Origin of the sequence: Leifsonia sp. McL0618, assembly GCF_049994905.1 — a bacterium.
GTDB lineage: Bacteria > Actinomycetota > Actinomycetes > Actinomycetales > Microbacteriaceae > Diaminobutyricibacter.
Genome location: NZ_CP188258.1, coordinates 760079 through 778558, shown reverse-complemented (window position 1 = coordinate 778558; position 18480 = coordinate 760079). Strand labels below are relative to the sequence as shown.

Annotated in this window: 20 protein-coding genes; 7 read left to right on the top strand and 13 right to left on the bottom strand. The window is 63.5% G+C overall.

All coding sequences use genetic code 11. The annotated features are described in order from the left end of the window. The 7 genes from ACPPVQ_RS03760 to ACPPVQ_RS03730 all read right to left on the bottom strand — a co-directional run bounded on the left by ACPPVQ_RS03760 (position 1) and on the right by ACPPVQ_RS03730 (position 6323). Positions 1-1551 carry a PrgI family protein gene (locus ACPPVQ_RS03760; protein ID WP_426518773.1) on the bottom strand — a complete coding sequence of 517 codons (1551 nt, stop codon included), beginning with the start codon at positions 1549-1551 and terminating at the stop codon, positions 1-3. 3 nt (positions 1552-1554) lie between these two features. After that, a complete protein-coding gene (locus ACPPVQ_RS03755; RefSeq protein WP_426518771.1) occupies positions 1555-2598 on the bottom strand; it encodes a hypothetical protein in 1044 nt (347 codons plus the stop codon). Next, positions 2595-2918: a hypothetical protein gene (locus ACPPVQ_RS03750; protein WP_426518769.1), complete on the bottom strand. Its 324-nt coding sequence runs from the start codon at positions 2916-2918 to the stop codon at positions 2595-2597. Before ACPPVQ_RS03750 ends, ACPPVQ_RS03755 begins: the two co-directional genes overlap by 4 nt. 157 nt (positions 2919-3075) lie before the next feature. After that, a complete protein-coding gene (locus tag ACPPVQ_RS03745; protein ID WP_426518767.1) occupies positions 3076-3735 on the bottom strand; it encodes a hypothetical protein in 660 nt (219 codons plus the stop codon). Positions 3736-3819: 84 nt separating this feature from the next. After that, positions 3820-4842: a hypothetical protein gene (locus ACPPVQ_RS03740; RefSeq protein WP_426518765.1), complete on the bottom strand. Its 1023-nt coding sequence runs from the start codon at positions 4840-4842 to the stop codon at positions 3820-3822. 71 nt (positions 4843-4913) lie between these two features. Continuing rightward, positions 4914-5657, bottom strand: a complete 744-nt coding sequence (locus ACPPVQ_RS03735; RefSeq protein WP_426518764.1) for an RNA polymerase sigma factor — start codon at positions 5655-5657, stop codon at positions 4914-4916. Positions 5658-6125: 468 nt separating this feature from the next. Continuing rightward, positions 6126-6323: a helix-turn-helix transcriptional regulator gene (locus ACPPVQ_RS03730; RefSeq protein WP_426518762.1), complete on the bottom strand. Its 198-nt coding sequence runs from the start codon at positions 6321-6323 to the stop codon at positions 6126-6128. A 103-nt stretch (positions 6324-6426) separates the two neighbouring features. Between ACPPVQ_RS03730 and ACPPVQ_RS03725 the strand changes: the two genes are divergently transcribed. Next, positions 6427-7029, top strand: a complete 603-nt coding sequence (locus ACPPVQ_RS03725) for a helix-turn-helix domain-containing protein (RefSeq protein WP_426518760.1) — start codon at positions 6427-6429, stop codon at positions 7027-7029. Positions 7030-7034: 5 nt separating this feature from the next. After that, a complete protein-coding gene (locus ACPPVQ_RS03720; RefSeq protein WP_426518758.1) occupies positions 7035-8180 on the top strand; it encodes a tyrosine-type recombinase/integrase in 1146 nt (381 codons plus the stop codon). Between the two features lie 156 nt (positions 8181-8336). Here the strand turns inward: ACPPVQ_RS03720 and ACPPVQ_RS03715 are convergent, their stop codons facing one another. Genes ACPPVQ_RS03715 through ACPPVQ_RS03690 form a run of 6 tightly spaced genes read right to left on the bottom strand, consistent with a single transcriptional unit; the run spans position 8337 to position 13690 of the window. After that, positions 8337-9173 (bottom strand): carbohydrate ABC transporter permease, encoded by an 837-nt coding sequence (locus ACPPVQ_RS03715; protein ID WP_426518756.1) that lies wholly within the window; start codon positions 9171-9173, stop codon positions 8337-8339. 2 nt (positions 9174-9175) lie between these two features. Then, positions 9176-10105 carry a carbohydrate ABC transporter permease gene (locus tag ACPPVQ_RS03710; RefSeq protein ID WP_426518754.1) on the bottom strand — a complete coding sequence of 310 codons (930 nt, stop codon included), beginning with the start codon at positions 10103-10105 and terminating at the stop codon, positions 9176-9178. A gap of 57 nt (positions 10106-10162) precedes the next feature. After that, positions 10163-11446 (bottom strand): ABC transporter substrate-binding protein, encoded by a 1284-nt coding sequence (locus tag ACPPVQ_RS03705; protein ID WP_426518752.1) that lies wholly within the window; start codon positions 11444-11446, stop codon positions 10163-10165. Next, positions 11443-12213, bottom strand: coding sequence for an alpha/beta fold hydrolase (locus tag ACPPVQ_RS03700; protein WP_426518750.1), 771 nt, complete (start codon positions 12211-12213; stop codon positions 11443-11445). The genes ACPPVQ_RS03705 and ACPPVQ_RS03700 overlap by 4 nt, the downstream gene beginning before the upstream one ends. Then, the gene (locus ACPPVQ_RS03695) at positions 12210-12866 is read right to left on the bottom strand and encodes a bifunctional 4-hydroxy-2-oxoglutarate aldolase/2-dehydro-3-deoxy-phosphogluconate aldolase (RefSeq protein WP_426518748.1); all 657 of its coding nucleotides are present in this window, start codon (positions 12864-12866) and stop codon (positions 12210-12212) included. Before ACPPVQ_RS03695 ends, ACPPVQ_RS03700 begins: the two co-directional genes overlap by 4 nt. A 5-nt stretch (positions 12867-12871) precedes the next feature. After that, positions 12872-13690, bottom strand: coding sequence for an IclR family transcriptional regulator (locus tag ACPPVQ_RS03690; RefSeq protein WP_426518746.1), 819 nt, complete (start codon positions 13688-13690; stop codon positions 12872-12874). A 62-nt stretch (positions 13691-13752) separates the two neighbouring features. On the opposite strand from ACPPVQ_RS03690, the gene ACPPVQ_RS03685 reads away from it, so the two are divergent. The 5 genes from ACPPVQ_RS03685 to ACPPVQ_RS03665 are packed head-to-tail and all read left to right on the top strand — an operon-like array spanning position 13753 to position 18464. Then, complete coding sequence (locus tag ACPPVQ_RS03685; protein ID WP_426518744.1) at positions 13753-14907, top strand: mandelate racemase/muconate lactonizing enzyme family protein; 1155 nt, start codon at positions 13753-13755, stop codon at positions 14905-14907. Further along, positions 14907-15821 (top strand): dihydrodipicolinate synthase family protein, encoded by a 915-nt coding sequence (locus tag ACPPVQ_RS03680; RefSeq protein ID WP_426518742.1) that lies wholly within the window; start codon positions 14907-14909, stop codon positions 15819-15821. Before ACPPVQ_RS03685 ends, ACPPVQ_RS03680 begins: the two co-directional genes overlap by 1 nt. Continuing rightward, positions 15818-16540 carry an SDR family NAD(P)-dependent oxidoreductase gene (locus tag ACPPVQ_RS03675; RefSeq protein ID WP_426518740.1) on the top strand — a complete coding sequence of 241 codons (723 nt, stop codon included), beginning with the start codon at positions 15818-15820 and terminating at the stop codon, positions 16538-16540. Before ACPPVQ_RS03680 ends, ACPPVQ_RS03675 begins: the two co-directional genes overlap by 4 nt. Beyond that, positions 16537-17511 carry a sugar kinase gene (locus tag ACPPVQ_RS03670; protein WP_426518738.1) on the top strand — a complete coding sequence of 325 codons (975 nt, stop codon included), beginning with the start codon at positions 16537-16539 and terminating at the stop codon, positions 17509-17511. Before ACPPVQ_RS03675 ends, ACPPVQ_RS03670 begins: the two co-directional genes overlap by 4 nt. Continuing rightward, positions 17508-18464 (top strand): DUF4862 family protein, encoded by a 957-nt coding sequence (locus ACPPVQ_RS03665; RefSeq protein WP_426518735.1) that lies wholly within the window; start codon positions 17508-17510, stop codon positions 18462-18464. Before ACPPVQ_RS03670 ends, ACPPVQ_RS03665 begins: the two co-directional genes overlap by 4 nt. Positions 18465-18480: the final 16 nt, after the last annotated feature.

The following is an 18480-nucleotide window of genomic DNA, read 5'->3' as shown; positions in this document are numbered from 1 at the left end:
TCAGTCCCCTTCCACCGGGACAGGGAGGGCGCCGGTGACGAACCCGGCTGCTTGCTGCCCCGACATGGATGCCAGCACCAGACGGGCCGGATGGGAGGCCTGTTCAATGTCCGTTCGGGCTTTGGCGAGACTGTCCTTGGATTCGGCGCTGATGGTGATGAAGCCCCGGTATTGCACGTCGCCGAACCCGTCGACGAGATCGTGCTCTCTAACGGCGAGTTCCTCCTCCTCACGGAGATGGGTGAGCGGGACCCGCGACTGAAGTTTGAGTCGGATGGTCGCCGCGGTCTCCATATCCGACTGGGCTCGATTGAGCTGCGCCAACGCCTTGTGCGTCGCCACCGGCCGCACCTGCAAAGTGATCACCCGGGTTGCATCGCCCGCGTAGAGCAGTGGCTCAAGGAATCCGGTGCGTACATCGGTGCGGGGCCACTCGGCGACCCAGAAGGTCTGGTGCCAGGACTCGTCCACGCGGAGGGCGTCCCAGCCCTCGTCTATCCCCATCACCGGCGGGGCTGGCAGAGCCCCAGAGGCGGCATCCTGCTCGCGACGGGTCGTCGCCGCCACCGGGTCAGCAGACAGCGCAAGAAGCTCGTCGAGATCGGCGGAGGTCAACCATCCGGCCGGAGTGAGCCGGGCGTGCTCCATCGAGGTCTCGATACCGGCAACGCGCTCCTTCAAGACCGAAGCCAGACCAGTGAGCCCTTTCCCCGCGTCGCGAATGGCACCGTTGAGGAGTCCGGTGTCGAAGGTGAGGGTGATGTAGTTCGTGAACCCCATCGACCGCTTCGACGCCGCCTGGGTCAACGCCCAATACTCCTGCCGAAGCTCCGCACTGACCTGCGGGTCGAACTCGACCTCGCGCACCATCAGGTAGTCGCGCAGTTCGTTCGAGGAAGCCCGATCGACCCGGATGCGGATCGTGGTCTCCCGCACCCCGGGCAGGTTCTCCAGCGAGCTGAGCCATTCGACGAACCCGTCATAAGCGGCCTCCTGGGTCCCCCGATCGCGCAACGCCCACGCCCTCGACCCCACCCGGACAGTGACCGACGCGAGCCGACCCCGGGCGTTATAGATGAATGCGCCCGCACCCGGGATCTGGATGATCTGGACGTCCCCGAGCGCTCCGGGCAGCAGGAATCGGCTGGCCACGATAGGAGTTGTCGCGGCCAAGTGGGCATGTCCGACCTCGAGTGAGGCGAGGGTGACCCGAGCCCAGATGTCGCGTCGGAACACGGTCTGCCCGGTGATGCTTCGATGTGCGTACCGGGCGGCCTGGGCGACGATCACCAGGACCGGTTCGCGCCGGTAGGTGGCGAGAGCGAAGAAGACAATCAGGGCGATGATCGGAAGCATCACCCATAGCGCATTGCTGTTGATGAACAGGGTCGACAACAGGATCCCGACCGCGGCCCCAACCACGAGGAGTTGCAGGACGGTCAGCCCCAGGATGACCCCGCGACGTTCCCGCGCGGCGAACCGAACGCGGGGTGCACCCTCGTCTGCGAGATACTGGTCGGCGATGAACTGATCAGCGGTATAGGTGGTCACGGGTTATCTCCCAACCTTGATGACACGAGCGGCGCCACGGACGGGGGCCGCAGCGGTACTGGCACGGGAGACCTGGTCCCGAACCGAGAATCGATGATGGAGGGCAGTGCCGACCTCGGCGCCAGCGAACGAGACGAGCTTGGTCGCCCACAGCGGAGAGAAGGAAGCTGCGATCACGGCGCCAGCGGCGACGAGGATGACGCCCACGCTCAGGCTCGACTTAGTCAGTTCCACGGCTAGGAGCACGACACCGGCGGCGAGAGGTTTGGCGATCAGGAGGCCGACGGAAAGGTTCATCCATCGTTGCGCCCACGCCGTCAGTTTGGGTTGGCCGATCATCATCAGCCCGACAGGCGCCATCGCGGCCAACGCGAGAAGCCCGAATTCGCGGATCGACATGGAAATGAAGAGGAACACGGCTGCGATCATCATCAACGCCACCACCAGCAACGCCATGACGTATTCGCCGACCGAGTTCGGTCCTTGTGCGCCTTGCGCGGCCATCGTGTAGATGACGCCGCCTTGGCTGAACTGGGCACTGTGCATTACGACATTCGAGGTCTGCTTGGGCAGGTCGAGAATGCCGATCACGCGAAGCAGCCCCTTGCCGAGATCCCCGCCTTGCACGGTGGTGGTGAGGCTGCGCGTGATGTCGTCGGTGATGCCGGAAAACTTCTGCATACCCCATACACAGATCGCTGAGAACGGGATGGCCAGTGCGGCGCCGGCGGCGGTGCGGCCGATTCGCGCCCAGTCCTGCAAGATCATCGCGATACCGATCTGGACGAGCGCGATGATCAGGATGATCGGCGCGGTAACCGCGATCCAGAACAAGAACTGCGACTGGGCGATGTTCCAGCTGCCCTGATCAATGTTGGTGTTGAAGGCGCCGGCGATCATGGTGGCGATGAAATCACCGAGATTCTTGATGGTCGACGCCATGAACCCGGCAACGGTCTGCGAGGCTTGGCATCCAAAATCGGAGACGAAGCATCCATAGTTCGGAGAGAACGGGTCGGTAGCGGCGAGGGCAATCATGTTGGTCACGCCACCCGCAGCGACTGGCCCCAGTTGATCAGGCCCGCGATACCGCCGGCGACGGCGACACCGGCAATGCAGCTGACGAGTCCGACCATGCCCATCTTTTGCACGCGACCGTTGCTGGAGATGTGGCCAACGACGATGAAGCCCGCCGCCACCAACCCTCCGATGACGGCGAGACTGAGCACGATGGCGAACACCACGTTCGCAATCGTCTGGAGTGCGGAGACTCCAGGTCCGGAGAAGTCCGGAGATGGGTTGGTTACCGTCAGCACGTGGAGCGCCCGTGCGTGCACGGTCACCACAGCCTCGTTGAGTGCGTTCATGATTCTTTGTTCCTTTCCGTGGGTTCGGTCGTCGGATCGGGTTCGTGGGTTTCGGTCATGCGTCTGGCGGCAAGGAGGCCTGATCCTGCGATTCCGAGCAGGGCGAGACCGACGATTGCCAGTAGCCCCAGGAGATTGATCAGGAGATTCATCGAGGTCACTCCCGGCTCGCGTTCGCTGACTGAGTTGCCGATGCCGGCAGCGGGACGATCAGTTGAAGGGGCTGACCCTCGGATGGAACGTCGACCGTGAGCAGAAGCCGATCGACACCTGCGGGGAGATACCACGCGGCAGCAAAGGATCGTTCTTTATTGTTCGGGATGGTCCAGTCGGACTTCCCGGCGAAGAGCCCCGTTGGCAGCCATGGCAGTCCGGCGGCCTTCGCCGCGGTTGGTCCGTCGACGGTGTCGAGGACGGCCGGTTCTGGTCGCCCGTCAAATTTCGTGCCGTTCAACGTCGTGCCGGTGACGTCTTGGTAGGTCTGGCCGCCTTGCGAAGGCTTCCACTCCCCGATCATCGTGACCCTCAGGAAGATCACCGGTGTCTTTTGCGGGAAGAGTTCCTGGGTCGAATCCGGGAGGGTGCATCGGCATCCGTGCTTCGCCGTGAAGGTGGCGGCCGGGAACACCTGGACGTATACGGTGTCGACGATCCCGTCCGCTACCGGAGTCGCGTCCGACGAATGTGTGGGCTTCGGGCTGGGCGGCGCCACGGTCGTGAAGGAGGGATTCCGTCGCTCCGTTGGCGCGGGTGCCGCGCATCCGACGAGGGTGAGGCACGTCAGAAGCCCTGCGAGTGCGATCAACTTCTTGTTCATCTCATTCACCTCGATTACGTATGCCCTTCACTTACACGTTGTGTTTTCGGGCGGGTTTTGGCGCGCATTTGGGAAATTGGTCAGTCACGGCACCTGAATGTGTTGGTGGTCGCAGGTGTCGGGAAAGGCGCTGGTGATGTTCACCAAGTGGCCGATATTCACGTTTGCGTATTCGCGGCATTGGCCTTGTCCGACGCTGGAGCCGTGCGGGGCGTAGGGATCCAGGACGTGAATCAACTGGACGGAGAGGTTGTCGGCGCCGGTGAGGGAGCGGCGGTTGAGGGCGTAGAAGTCGACTGCTTTGCCCTTCCAATGTGCGGAGACTTTTCCGGCTCCTGGGGTGGTGCCGGTGCAGCGTCGGTTGAGGTCGCTGACGCCGACCTGTTGGAAGGTGCGCACAGCGACCACGATCAGTTGCAGCACATGACCGTCGATTCTGCAGTCCGGGGTGGCCGTGCCGTTGGCCATGTTGATGACCTGCTGCTGGTATCGCGCCTCGAGGAAGTTCAGGTTGCCTTGCTGGATCGCGGCGACGAGGACAGCAGCTGCAGCCCGGGCATCGACCGGCACCGAACAAGTCCCTGCCGCGGAGCCTGCCAGAGCTGCAAGGAGATGTTCCGCGGGTGACCAGAAGGTTGTGTAGTGGTTGGGGTCGGCGTTGATCTGGACGGCGTGCGCGACGAGGGTTGGCGTGGTCGTTAGCCAGTTCGGCACCCGGAGCATCCGAATGTAGAAGGCCTCTGCCGCCGTCGCTGGGTCCAGTCGCTGCTCTCGGCCGCCGTAGCCGGCGCCCTGCTGAAAGACACCGATGGTGGTGTTGTCGACGGCGTCGCCGTGTTTGAGATTCCGTAGCCCGGATTCCCCGATCGCCACCATCAGCGCGATCGCCTGGCCGCGCTGTGGCACGTACATCTGCCGCCCGACCGTAATGATCGTGGCAGCGATCTTCAGCTGGTCAAGGTCGTACCCCGCAATCTTGTGGTTGACGGTGATAGCTGCGGCGGATACTCCGCATCCCCCCGACCCGCCAAGCGTGCCGGCGCCGATCGCGAGCACCAGCGAAACGGGAAGCGCAACAAGGCCTATCGGGACGACCAGGAGGATCACGACTGTGACGATGAGCAGGTTCCGGGTGGTCTTGGGATGCCTCACAGCGTGGGCTGCTGCACTCGCGCCGATCATGCAGTTATCTCCTGCTGCAGAACGGTCCGCGCAATCGTCAGCAGTCGTTTGACGGTCGCGATGCGCGCCCGCGCGGAACCGGCATGGATCTGCAACCTGGCCGCGATAGTGTCCGCGTCGTCACGGATCATTTCCGCGACCTCACGCATGCCGCCCCGCTCCGGGACGCATCGCACGATGACCGACCCGGTCAGCGGCAGGTTTGCGTCAGCCGCGGCCAGGGCCGCCCGGACGGTCAACGCAGTCAGGCACACTCGGTCCCGAACCGTTCGGAGGCCGCGTCCCGATAGTTGGTGCTCGGCGGCCACCCCTTCGATGTCGCCATCGCTGAGGGCGAGCTCGGAGATCACCGCCCAATCGGAAGGGCCGACGAAATCGACCACGAGGCCCATCCACCGATTCGCGTCGAACCGTCGCAGCAGGATCGCAAGAGGATCCTGGTTCGTCGAGGACTCGAGGTTTTCCGGCAATTCCACCAGCTCGGGGACGGGCTTGCGGAGCTCGCTGCGGACAATGTTGCGGGTGATACCAAAGACGAACGCGCTCGGGGTTCCGAGTGCTGGGTCGAACGAGCCAGCACGGTGCCATACCGTCTCCCGCACGGTCTGCAGGATGATGTCGACGTCGGTTGGCCGGTGTCCGATTCGGTACAGGACGAACGGGCGCATCTCGTCAACACTGCGGAGCAGCTCGCTCACATGATCGTCGACCATCGTGTCGACTTGGTTTGCTCCAGTCACGTGATCACAACCTTCCTTGCATTGCGATGGCTTGTGCGAAGGATCGGGTTCGGGTCACAGACCCGTAAGACTGCCGCCTTCAGCGCATGAGGGCGCGCAGAAGTACTTCGACTGAGGTGTTGGAGGAGCGGAGCAACGCCGGGGATAGATCGCCGGGGCGGCGTGCCCACAATCGGTGCTGAAGTGGCGACATCGACTCTGACAATTCCCGAGTCTCAGCCACGATGCGTCACCGCCGCCCTGACTCGAATCGCGAGTCCAGCGCTACGGCAAACGGGGTAAGAATCAGCCACTCCATTGGTGTCGGACGCTACCCCCGAACAGGGGTAACCGATCGATGACGCGCCGGGGTAAACCGGCTGTTCTACTGACAGCTCTCGCATTGCAGGTCATCCATCGGATCAACCGGAACCCGGTAGCCGTCAATGACTTCGCCGAGATCATCGCGCGATGCAGTGCTTGACTTGGTCACGCCAGGACCGCGGTTCCCGTTTGAACACTCGCCTCCAGCCACGCAATCACCTCCGCACGCTTGTAAACGACGCTGTGCGGTGTCGGCTTGTAGTAGCGCGGACCCTTGCCCTTGTAGCGAAGCTGCGCCAGCGCGGCAACGGACAGTCCCGTCAACTCAGCCACATCCGACGGCCGAATGAATTCCCCTGTCATCTCAATCTCCTCCGTTTCGACAACTAGAGAGCTATTGATTTGTAAAATCGACAATACCGTGAGTTTGCTGGTTTGACAAGCATGAACGCGCTAGCCTGTCGAAATGACGGATTTTCGCTCTGAACCCAGCGTTGGCGCCCGCATCAAATTGGCGCGACGAGAGCGTGGCTACCGCACGACCCATGACCTCGCTGACGCGATGCGCGGGGGCAAGATCACGTCGGCGATCCTCGAGAACATCGAGTCCGGACGAAAGGCCGACATCAGCGTCAGCCAGTTGCTCAATATCGCCCGAGCGCTCGACGTCCCGCCGTCGTTCTTGCTGGCCCCAATCGGCAGTCCAAACTCCACCCTCGACTTGCCAAATCTCAGCGACGACTTCGATGGGATGAGCGCCGCCGAGTTCGACTGCTGGCTCTCAGCCACGCCCGCAAGCTCCTACCGACCGCGACTTGCCGCCGAGCGCGCGGACATCAGCATCCTCGGCACACTTCGCGAGCTTGGAAGCCTGCAGCGCGAACTCAAGAGACTACAGATCGTCCTGGCTGCGCAGTCGGCGTCGGGCGATCCGGATCTCATCGACTCCAACGCCGAGACCCAGACGCGAATCGACAGAATCACCGAGGAGGCAGCACGGCTCGCCGGCCTTCTCACATCCGCCGGCTTGACCAACGTGGCCTGCGAGCCAGGCGGCGACCTGGGATAAGACTCATGGGCAGCATCACCGCGTACGAGTCCGCAGCCGGCAAACGATACCGCGTTCGCTATCGCAAACCCGACCACTCGCAGACCGATAAGCGCGGCTTCCGCACGAAGCGCGAGGCCGAACTGTTTCTCGCCTCAGTCGAGACGAAGAAGGCCACGGGCGAGTACATCGATCCGACGGCCGCACGCACGACTGTCGATCGACTCGGACAAGCCTGGCTTGCCTCGCGCACGCATCTCAAGCCGTCCTCAAGTTATGTCTACGAGTCCGCGTGGCGACTTCATGTGAAACCACGCTGGGGCGCAGCGATGATCGGCGGTATTCGTCACAGCGAGGTTCAGGCGTGGATCACCGAGCTCAGCACCGGCAGCGAAAGCAGGAAGTCAAAGTCTCCGACAATTGTTCGACGATGCCACGACATCCTCGCCGGCATCCTTGATAGTGCCGTCAGGGACCACCTCATACCGTCGAATCCAGCTCGCGGCGTCAAGCTCCCGCGTCGCAACTCCCGCGAGCACGTCTACCTGTCGAACGAACAAGTGGCGAAGCTGCTCGTCGCGTGCGGGTCCCACGCTGCGATCGTGGCGACCCTCGCGTACACCGGCCTCCGGTGGGGCGAGGCGACCGCGCTACGGGTCCGCGACCTGGACACCCGACGACGCCGGCTATCGGTCGTGGAGAACGCCGTTTACGTCAACGGCGCCATCGTGATCGGCACACCGAAGACACACGAACGCCGGAGCGTGCCGTACCCCGAGTTCCTGTCTATCCCGTTCGCCGAAGCATCGTTCGGCAAGGGTCGCGACGGCATCATATTCGACGACGGGCAGGGCGGCTATCAGAAGACCCCGACGATGGCCGCAAACTCCTGGTGGGACCGAGCACTGGTTGAAGCAGGACTGCCAATCATGACCATTCACGATCTGCGGCACACTGCGGCATCGCTCGCGGTCAGTGCCGGCGCAAACGTGAAGGCAGTTCAGCGCATGCTCGGGCACGCTTCTGCGGCCATGACTCTCGACACTTACAGCGACCTTTTCGATGACGATCTCGACGCTGTGGCGGACCGACTTCACTCGGCTGCGTTTTCAAGTGTGGGCCAAATATTGGGCAACCGGTCGAATGACTCCGATCCGACGGTAATCAATTGATCTAGCATCAATCGATTAGCAACGACCCTAGTTCCCGTTGGTATTGCATCTGTCGAGTTGCCCCATCGGGGCGGCTTGGGATAGTGGCCGGCCTCCGAAGGATTCCTGAGGCCGACCGCAACCCTGCTTACGACACGTGGAAGGAATCGAGGTCGACTACCCCTTCACGGCGCCCGCGGTCATGCCGCGGACGAAGTATTTCTGAAGCCAGATGAACAGAACGACAACGGGAATGGAGGCGATGATCGACGCGGCCATGATTCCCGCCCAGTTGTCCCGGAACTGACCGAGATAGGTGGAGAGCAGTCCCGGGCCCAGAGTCTTGAGGTCGGCCGAGGAGATCAACGTGACCGAGAAGATCAAGTCATTCCATCCCCACATGAACGAGAACAACAGCACGGCGATGAGCGCCGGCTTCATCACCGGGAGGACGACGCTGTGGAAGGTGCGGAACTCGCCTGCACCGTCGATCCGCGAGGCCTCGACGAGCTCGGTCGGAAAGTTCACCATGAACCCATGCATGATGTAGAGCGCTGAGGGCAGCGACAGGATGATGTATCCGACGCCCAGACCGATCAGGCTGTTGAGTAGATGCACCTGGCTGAGCATCGGGTACAGACTGACGAGGATGAGGGCGACGGGAAATACTTGCGCAAGAAGGAACAACGTCATCAATGACCGTTTGAAGCCGAATTGAAAGACCGTGAGTCCGTAAGCCGCGTAACTCGCCAGCGCGGTAGCGACGACAGCTGACACGCCAGCGACCAGAAGACTGTTCGCCAGAAATTGCACCAGATCTGTTTGGGCGAAGGCGAACGCGAAATTGTCGAGGGTGAATGTCTTCGGCAGCCAGGTGAATGTCGTCGAGAAGACGTCTTCCACGGGTGTCACTGCCGTACGAACCAGCCACACGAGGGGCAGGAACAGGAGTGCGCCGACGAGGATTGCGACCACGGGTACCCAGATGCGAACGGCGGCGGAGTTTCTGAACATCGTCACGCTCCCTTTCGGCTGGGCAGTGCGGTCCGCACGTAGAGGATGGTCGGTACCAGCAGCAACAGGATCCAGATGACGCCGATCGCTGCAGCCGTCCCGAAGTCGAAGACCTGGAATGCCTGTTGGTACACGACCAGCGACATCACCGAGGTCGAGCCGGCGGGCCCACCACCCGTCATCGCGTAGATCAGGTCGAAGAGCTGCAGGTTCCCCATCGCGCCGAGGATCAAAGCGATGACGACGGTGAATCGGAGGTGGGGAAGGATGACGGTGCGGAAGACCTGCCAGTTGCCGCCTCCGTCGACCCGGACGGCTTCCGTCAACTCGGTCGGTACCGACTGGAGGCCTGCAATGAACATGAGGGCGAACCAGGGCATCGATTGCCATGCCCTGGCGATGATGATCGCTATGTTCGCCGTCGTGGGGTCTGCCAGCCAGATGATGTTCTCGCCGACGAGACCGAGCTGTCGGCCGACGCCGTTGAGAACCCCGAATTGACCGTTGAATATCCACGCCCAGAGGAATGCGGTGACCACGCTGGGAAGCACCCACGGAATCAGTGTCAGAGCGCGCAGGAGGCTTCGGCCTCTACGGATCTGTTCGAGCACCAGGGCCCAGAGCATTCCGAGAATGAATGCGATAGCTGTTGCCCCGACGACGAAGATCAGTGTCGTCGGCAGCGTCTTGATGAGCGACGCGTTCGAGAAGAAGAACGCGAAGTTCTTGAAGCCGGAGAAGACCGGCTGATTCGTGACGGGGTCGTCACGGAAGAAGGCCTTCGACACCGAGAGGGCGAGTGGCCACAGCATGGCAAGGGCCATGAAGATCAGAGCGGGCGCGATGAACGCCAGACCCGTGAGGCTTCGTCTCCGTCGAATCCAGACTCCGGACTGACGGGGGACGGTGCGCCTGAGGGTGGAAGTTGTCACTGTGAGGCCTCCGGTTGTGGTGGGTCGCCGCTGGGTCAGCGGCGACCCACCTGGGTACTACTGAGCGAGTTGTTTCAGTTCGGCTGCCATGCCGGCGGCCGCCGCTTTCGGCGATTCGATGCCGTTGTAGGCGGCTTCCCCGTGCTGGCCGACGATCGTGGCGATTTGGGCGCCGTTGGCGTATGAAGCCGTCTCGTCGGGCCGTGACGTGGCAGTGATGGCGATCCACTGTTTGCTGTAGTCATCCGCCGGCTTCTTCGCGAGGCCGGCAGTGGTTGCGGGAAGCAGTCCCTGGCTCGTGAAATAGCTCCCGACCACCTTCGGGTCCTGAAGCCACGACATGAATTCCTTCGCCGCTTCGAGCTGCGCCTTCGTGCGATCCTTCTTGAACATCACAAGTGCGTGACCCCACTGGATCGACTGGGGCTTGTCTCCGCTTATCACGACTGGGCGAGCCACCGGCATGACTGCCGCAGACCGAGCCTTATCGGTCACTAGTCCCCGTGCGATGATCGCGTCGTCGTAGAACGCAACCTTTCCCTGCGCGAAGAGCGTTCGCGCGGAGAAGATGTCTACGCCTTTCTGTACGAGACCGTCTTTTACGAGGCCGTCGATGTAATCGAATGCCTTGGACGTCCCCTCGTCACCTGCCGTGACCTTGCCTTTGTTGTACAGCGAGCCACCGAAGGTCCAGATCCAGGGCTGCAGGAACGGCGAGACTAAGCCGGCGGTCTTGGTGTTGAGTGCGTAAGGAATCACGCCGGGCTGGCTTGCCTTGATGGCCGCGAGATCGGTGCGGAACTCGTCGGTCGTCTTGGGAACCTCAGTGATCCCAGCAGCCTTGAGAACGTCCATGTTGGCGACGAGTGAAATGGATGCGATGGTCCAGGGAAGTGCGACCTGCTTACCGTTTCGCTGGCCGAGCTCCAGGAGGTTCTTCGGATACAGGGAGGCGAGGGTCTCTTTTCCGTAGACGGTGTTGAGGTCTTCGAGCTGGTTCTTGGCGGCGAAACTGGTGATCCAGCCGATGTCGACCTGTGCGACGTCGACGGGGTCCGACGTCGCTTTCAGCGCGAGTTGCTGCTGTACCTGGTCGTATGACGCGCCGACCCACTGGACGTTCGCACCGGTCGACTTGGTGAAGCTGGACTGGAAGCCGTCGAAGTCGGCCTTCGTGGCTCCTTCTTCGCCGCCCCATCCGCCGAAGGTGATGTCGACGCCTTTGATCCCTTTGCTCGGTGCGGCAGCAGGCGCAGAACATCCGGAGAGCACGATCGCTGCGCCAGCGAGAATCGCAATCGGTGCGAGCCTCTTTGCTGCGCGTGAGAATTGAATTCTCATTTCTTTCCTTTCACTGTTATCTCTTGGTCGAGAAGGAATTTCTCGGTCTGGCGGGCGACCTCCTGTGGTCGCTCGAGCATGATGAAGTGATGTGACGACACGAGCTGAACAGTCGCATTCGGTAGGGCGTCGAACCCGAGGGACACGCGGGCCTCGGTCGCACTCATCGGCGGGATCCCGCGTCGGTCGCCGACCATCACGAGTGTCGGCACATCGATGTCCTGCAAGGAGTCACGAAGGTCGAGCGCCATGAGCTCTGCGTGGAGTTCTGTTCCCGCGGTGCGGACTCCCTTCGTCATCGACGCCCGCACCCGGGCCTGTACATCGGAGGGCGTCTGCCGGTCGATGACCGAGCCGTAGCCGAACGGGTCTGCGTCGTCTTCGGCGCCACCGAACACCTCGACGATCGTGGCGAGATCGGGAAAGGCATCCGCCAGTACCAGCGCGCTGATTACCACTCGGTGCGATGCGGCGACGGCGATGGCGACCATTCCGCCCATACTGTGGCCGGCCAGCGTCGTCGGGCCCGGCAGCAGGTCGAGCAACGAAGCGGTCTGCTCGACGAGGGAGAGAAAGCCCACCGATCGCATCGCCTCGGCCGAGCCGTGTCCCGGAAAATCGACGAGGAGGTAACGGCCTGGTCCTAGTTCGTCGACCACTCCCAACCAGTCTTCGGACGAACAGGCGTAACCGTGCAGGAATACGGCCCGCACTGGAGTACTCAGATCGGCCGGCACAGAACCGAGGGTCAGGATCTCGCATGTCATTCGGAATCGCCGCCGGCCCAGGCCTCGAGCGCTGCACGTGCCGTCGAACTGATCGCGCTCCACTGCCGGGCCTTGACCTGTTCAGATCGAGCCAGGGAGCCGGCGAGTCCGACGGCCGCCGCTCCTGCTGACCGGTAGGCAGCGACGTCGCTCACGCGGATTCCCCCGGTAGGAACGAACGCGACGTCGGGAAACGGTGCCGAGAGGTGGGCGATGTAGTCAGGACCGAAGGAAGCCGCCGGAAAGATCTTGAGCCATTCGGCACCGAGGTCGATAGCCCGCTGGATTTCCGTCGGCGTCAGCACACCGCATACGACTGGTACGCCAGCGTCGTGTGCGATGGAGAGCACATCGCCCGAAAGGTTCGGGCTGACCAGGAACCGTGCCCCACCCGCGATCGCCTGGTCCGCGTCGTTCCCCGTTCGGACGGTACCGATGCCGACGAGTGCGCCATCTCCGATCTTGTCCAGCGCCCGGACAAGACCTCCCAGCGCATCGAGCGACGTCAGCGAGATCTCCACAGCGCGAATGCCGCCCTGCACCAGCGCATCGACCACGAGGTCGCTGACGCCGGGCTCGTCTGTCCTGACGATACCGAGGATCGGCGCCCCCGCCAGAGCCTCTGCCAGGGGTCCAGGGGACGGACGGTTCATCGTTCTCACCGGCCGTTCATGACGCTGCCGTAGGCAGCATGCGCCGGGCCCGGGTAGCCGAGGCCGACGCTGATGGAGTCTGCCGCCTCGATCGCGATTTTGGACAGTTCCTTTTCGCGGTGATCCAGGTCGATGGTCGAGAGCGGCCCCGAGATCGATAGGGCCGCGACGATCTGCCGTGTCCGGTCGCGGATCGGCGCGGCGACGCAGGAACGCGCGAGGGCGAGCTCCTCCCGTTCGGTCGCGTATCCGTTGGAGCCGATGGCGGCGAGTTCAGCGTCCAGGCGATCGTGGTCCGCGATCGTGGCCGGAGTGAACTGTTCCAGCTCGGGCAAGAGTTTGCGTCGCTCCGGCGCGTCGAGGCCGAGGAGAAGGCACTTGCCGATTCCGGTCGCGTGCAGCGGGTTCCGCTGTCCCACGAGGGTGTAGGAACGGGGCGCATTGACGCCCTCGAAGTTGCACACATAGAAGATGGAGTTGCCGCTTCGAATGGCGACGTTCACGCCGAGCCCGAGTGTGTGGGCGAGATCCTGGGCCCGCTGGCGGGCCTCGCGATGCACGGCGAGGTGGTTCACGGCGATGCCGCCGAGCGTGACCACCGCAGGCCCGAGTCCATACAGTCCGGTCTGGGCATCGCGCTCGACGTACTCCAGTTGCTCGAGCGTCGCGAGGAGGCGGGATGCGGTCGACTGACCGATTCCGGCAAGAGCCGCTACGTCGGCGACCCTCAGCAGTTCGAGGCCGGTTGTAAAGGCGCCGAGCACCGCCGCCGCCCTTTCAACACTCTGATTGCTGTCAGACCTCATGCGCTTATCAGTTCCCATGCTCACATTGTGCATGCTAGCATCCACTCTGTGCATATACACAACCAATATTGGATTATGAAATGCAGATAGTTGGAGTGGAAGCCTTCGTTCTGAAGATCCCGGTCGCGGAGCCTTATCTGGGCAAGCTGCCCGAGCCCAGTGACACCGGGTATTTCGTACGGCCGCCGTGGCAGAGCCTCTATTCCGACCGGTACGAGTCGATGCTGGTGCGTGTCATCGCCGAAGACGGCAGCGAAGGGTGGGGCGAAGCACTCGCGCCCGTTGGTCCGGAGATCACTGCGGCGATCGTGGAGCGGCTGCTCGCACCGATGCTGACGGGACGGGACGCCACCAGCCCGAGGTCGAACTGGCACTTCCTCCGCTCACTGATGAGGGAACGAGGTCACCTCGTCGGACACCAGGCGGATGCGCTGGCGGCCGTCGACATCGCACTCTGGGACCTCTGCGGTCGGATCACCGGTCGTTCCATCGCAGACCTCCTCGGCGGCGCACTTCGCGAGACGATACCGACCTACGTCTCCGGCCTTCCCCGGCCCACGCACGAAGCACGCGCCGCGCTCGCCGCGGAATGGACCGAGCGGGGAACCCGTCGATTCAAGCTCCACCTCGGCTGGGGCGTCAACGAGGACCTCGCCGCGTTCGACGCTGTCCGCGCCGCGGCACCAGAAGCGGCCATTGCGGTCGACGCCCACTGGGCATATACAGTGAGCGACGCTCTCGCCCTCGCTCGCGGCCTAGAACAGCGAAACGCCTGGTTCCTCGAAGCACCCCTCGCACCCGAACACCTCGCCGGCCACACCGATCTCGCCTCGCGGACGCAGCTTCCTGTCGCGGTCGGCGAAACACTGCGAAACAGATACGAGTTCGAGGCGTGGCTGGCGGGCCGTGCGCTGGGCATCGCCCAGCCCGACGTCGGCCGGACGGGAATCACTGAGGCCATGGCAATCGCCGAACTCTGCGCCACGCACCATGTTCCAGTTGCTCCGCACCACTCGACGGGGCTCGGCATCAGCCTCGCGGCCGGCTTGCATGTCAGCGCCGCGGCAGTGGATCTCCTGGCGTTCGAATACCAACCGACATCGGTCGAGCTCGGGGAACTGCGCCTAGGAACGCATCTCCACCACGATGCGGCGAACTTTACCCTTCCAACCGGTCCCGGGCTCGGTGTGGATGTCGATCTGAACATTGTACGAACACTCCAAGAAAGAAGCTGATGCCACACTCGAATCTGTCAGGGCTCATCCCGATCCTCGCCACTCCGTTCGACACTTCAGGCCGCCTCGACGTCCCCTCGTTGCGCCGGCTGATCGATTTCCAGCTCGCTAGTTCGGTTGACGGAATCGCGGTCTTCGGGATGGCCAGCGAGGGGTTCGCCCTGACGGCCCGTGACCGGGGGGCGATCCTCCGGGAGCTCGCCTCCGTCAGCGCCGGATCAGTGCCGATCGTCGCGGGTGTGGCGGCGACCTCGACCGTGACCGCCGTCGAGCAGGCCCACGCTGCCGTCGAAGGGGGCGCCCATGCTCTCATGGTGCTGCCGCCGTTCATGGTGAAGCCCAACGCTGACCAACTCGTCGAGTTCTATGGAACCATCGCCTCCGAATCCGGTGTGCCTGTGATGGTGCAGGATGCTCCGGGCGCCACGGGTGTCACGATGAGCGTGCCTCTCATAGCCGAGTTGAGCCGACTGGCCGGCGTGGACTCGATCAAGGTCGAGGCTCCGCCGACCGTCGCGAAGACCGCGAGCGTGGTTGCCGCAGTTCGGCCCGGCTTTGTCGTCTTCGGGGGGCAGAACTCTCAAATGGTGCTCGAAGAGTATTCGGCTGGAGCCATCGGCACGATGCCCGCGTGCGAGTTCCCCGATCTGCTCCGCCCGGTTCTCCTGGCGTTCACCGACGGTGAGCACGAGCTCGCCCGCGACATGTTCGCGCGTCTCCTGCCCCTTATCCTGTTCGGTCTCCAGCCCGGGCTAGCGTGGGCAGTGCACAAGGAGGTGCTGGTCATGCGCGGAATCATCGAAAGCGCCACGGTGCGGTCGCCCGCGAGCCCCGTGGACGGTCGGATGCGCGAATCCATTCGAACCATCCTGACCGAGCTCGAGCTCGCTCCGGCGCGTAGGGCACAACTATGAGAAGAGCCGGAGCGCTGGTGATCGGCGCCTCCTCGGCCATCGGCATCGCGATCGCTCGCACGCTGGCTCGCGATGGCGCTTCAGTCGTGGGTGTATCGATCGAACCGTTCGTCCATCCCGATTTCCTGAGCCTCCTCCAAGCCGACTGCTCCCAACCCGATGAAGTCGACCGCGTTGTCTCCGCGGCATTCGATGCGCTCGGCTCGATCGACATCGTTGTGCTCGCAGCAGCGTCGATGCCGGTCGCTTCGGCAGCAACCACTACCGACGAACTGTGGCACAAGGCTCTTGGAGCGACGCTCGATTCCGCGTTCTTCGTCGTCAGAGCCGCGCTTCCCCACCTCAGGCGCGGCGCCGCGATCGTCGCGGTCTCTTCGTCCAATGCTCGGGTCACGGTCCCGGGCATACCAGGTTACGCCGCGGCCAAAGCCGGCCTGGAAGGGTTGGTCCGCCAACTCGCTGTCGAGTACGGTCCCGCCGGGATCAGGGTCAATGCTGTCGCACCCGGGATGATCGGCTCGTCTGAGCTTCCTGGCGTCACCGAGGGCTACCCGCTCGGGCGTACCGGCACTCCCGAGGATGTCGCCGAGGCGGTGGCATTCCTAGCCTCCGACCGATCGACGTTCATCACCGGTGCAGTGCTGCCGGTCGACGGCGGCCTGACCATCGGATCACCGGCGGCCTGGCTGCGACCCGACCTCCGGCAGCGTTGGCAATGACGAGCAACCCGGCAGCACTGGACATCGTTGGTTTCGGGGAGGTGCTCGCGCTTCTGCAGCCTCCCGCGGGGACCTCACTCGCTACCGCACACCATCTCGACCTGCATGTCGCAGGAGCGGAGTTCAACGCGTGCGCTGCCGCTGCCGCACTCGGTGCGCGAGCTGCTTTCTGCACGAGACTGGGAACGGACCCTCTCGCGGAGCAGGTCGTCGCCCGAGCAAACGAACTCGGGCTCGAACTCCTCGCGGAAGCCGATGCTTATCGACCGACGGCCCTTTTCCTGAAGGACGTGAAGCCGGACGGCGAACGGCGGGTTTACTACTACCGATCGACATCCGCCGCTGCATCCATGGATCGCATCGACGCCGAACGGGGACTGGAACGGCATCCGCGCGCCGTGTTGATCTCAGGCCTGACCGCGGCCCTGGGTGACGGACCGAAACGCATGGTCGAGCGAGTGTCCGAACTGGCAGCGAACCGGGGAATCGCCGTTGCGCTCGACGTGAATCTGCGCCCTCAACTCGGACGGGTGCAGGAATCCGTCGATTCGATCCGGACCATCCTTCCGACCGTTAGCATCCTTCTGGTCGGGTTGGATGACGCGAAGCTTCTTTTCGACGAGATCGAGCCGGATCGCATTGCCGAGGCCGCTCGCGCTACGGGATGCAGCGAGGTCGTGATAACCGCGGGAGCGGGCGGCAGTTGGTGGCAGGAAGAAGACGGCACCATGCGGCATCAGGAGACACTCGCGACCACGATCGTCGACCCGGTTGGAGCCGGCGACGCATTCGCCGGAAGCTACCTTGCAGCACGGCTCTCCGGGCTCGACGCGCGCGCCGCGTGCTGGCTCGGTTCAGCATTTGCTGCAGCTGTGATCGCGCAAACCGGAGACACCGCGGGGCTGCCTGATTCCGTTCAGGCACGCGCGTTGATGGACCAGGCCGAGTCATTCGCGGAGGCGGCCTCGTGAGCTTCTTCGTTGGCGCCTATGCGACGGTCGCGAAGGGTATGGACTCCGGCGAGCAGGACCTGGTCTACGAGGAACTTCGTTCCCACCCGCTGGTGCGAGGGTTCGAGATTCCTTTCGCCGATCCATGGACAGACACCGATCTGGCTCGCATCGCACACCGGGTCGGAAGCAATTCCGACGTGGTCATCACAACGGTCCCTGGGTTGTTCCGACGTGGAGTCGAAGACTCCCGGTTCGGGCCGGCTTCGCCCGATGAGGTCGGCCGCCGAAACTCGCTCGCCTTCCTGCGCCACGCGTGGGACGCCGCGCGCCGCCTTGGCGACATCATCGGGCCGGGGCGCATCGCCGGCGTTTCGATCGTCTCGTCACCACGGCGGTCGTCGTGCACGGAGACCGTAGGAACCGCGCGGCTGGCAGACTCCATGGCCGAGGTCCTTTCCTGGGACTGGTCGGGGAGTCGGGTGATCCTCGAACATTGCGACGCATTGACCGAAGCCCACCGACCGGCGAAGGGCTACCTTCCGCTTGCCGATGAGGTTCGCGCCGTCACCTGGGCTAACACGCGTGTCGATCGAGGAGCGACGATCGGGATCAACTGGGGCCGCTCCGCGATCGAAGGTCGCGCGCCTGGCGCGGTTCTCGATCACCTGGGCGCAGCAATCGAGGCCGGCCTGCTTGGCGAGTTGATCTTCTCGGGCTGTGCAGCCGAGCCGACACGATACGGAGACGCATGGGCGGATGCTCACGCACCCTCGTGGAGTGAGGACCCGTTGTCGTTGCTCACCCCCGACTCGATCGCGGACTGTTTCGAGTTGCTCTCCCAGGTGAGCGACCCGGTTCTCACCGGGCTGAAAGTGAGCTCGCCGCCATCGGCGAGCGCGAAGGACCGCATCGAGTTGCTCGATCGCGAATTGCGATCGATAGCGACCGCCGAGGGTGTCCGGACGACGTGATGAACGCCCCACAAGG

Bases quoted from the DNA above. Each gene is read 5' to 3' on its own strand.
- ACPPVQ_RS03750 (WP_426518769.1), bottom strand. From the start codon at position 2,918: ATGAACGCACTCAACGAGGCTGTGGTGACCGTGCACGCACGGGCGCTC.
- ACPPVQ_RS03745 (WP_426518767.1), bottom strand. From the start codon at position 3,735: ATGAACAAGAAGTTGATCGCACTCGCAGGGCTTCTGACGTGCCTCACC.
- ACPPVQ_RS03730 (WP_426518762.1), bottom strand. From the start codon at position 6,323: ATGACAGGGGAATTCATTCGGCCGTCGGATGTGGCTGAGTTGACGGGA.
- ACPPVQ_RS03725 (WP_426518760.1), top strand. From the start codon at position 6,427: ATGACGGATTTTCGCTCTGAACCCAGCGTTGGCGCCCGCATCAAATTG.
- ACPPVQ_RS03720 (WP_426518758.1), top strand. From the start codon at position 7,035: ATGGGCAGCATCACCGCGTACGAGTCCGCAGCCGGCAAACGATACCGC.
- ACPPVQ_RS03715 (WP_426518756.1), bottom strand. From the start codon at position 9,173: ATGTTCAGAAACTCCGCCGCCGTTCGCATCTGGGTACCCGTGGTCGCA.
- ACPPVQ_RS03705 (WP_426518752.1), bottom strand. From the start codon at position 11,446: ATGAGAATTCAATTCTCACGCGCAGCAAAGAGGCTCGCACCGATTGCG.
- ACPPVQ_RS03700 (WP_426518750.1), bottom strand. From the start codon at position 12,213: ATGACATGCGAGATCCTGACCCTCGGTTCTGTGCCGGCCGATCTGAGT.
- ACPPVQ_RS03695 (WP_426518748.1), bottom strand. From the start codon at position 12,866: ATGAACCGTCCGTCCCCTGGACCCCTGGCAGAGGCTCTGGCGGGGGCG.
- ACPPVQ_RS03690 (WP_426518746.1), bottom strand. From the start codon at position 13,690: ATGGGAACTGATAAGCGCATGAGGTCTGACAGCAATCAGAGTGTTGAA.
- ACPPVQ_RS03685 (WP_426518744.1), top strand. From the start codon at position 13,753: ATGCAGATAGTTGGAGTGGAAGCCTTCGTTCTGAAGATCCCGGTCGCG.
- ACPPVQ_RS03680 (WP_426518742.1), top strand. From the start codon at position 14,907: ATGCCACACTCGAATCTGTCAGGGCTCATCCCGATCCTCGCCACTCCG.
- ACPPVQ_RS03675 (WP_426518740.1), top strand. From the start codon at position 15,818: ATGAGAAGAGCCGGAGCGCTGGTGATCGGCGCCTCCTCGGCCATCGGC.
- ACPPVQ_RS03670 (WP_426518738.1), top strand. From the start codon at position 16,537: ATGACGAGCAACCCGGCAGCACTGGACATCGTTGGTTTCGGGGAGGTG.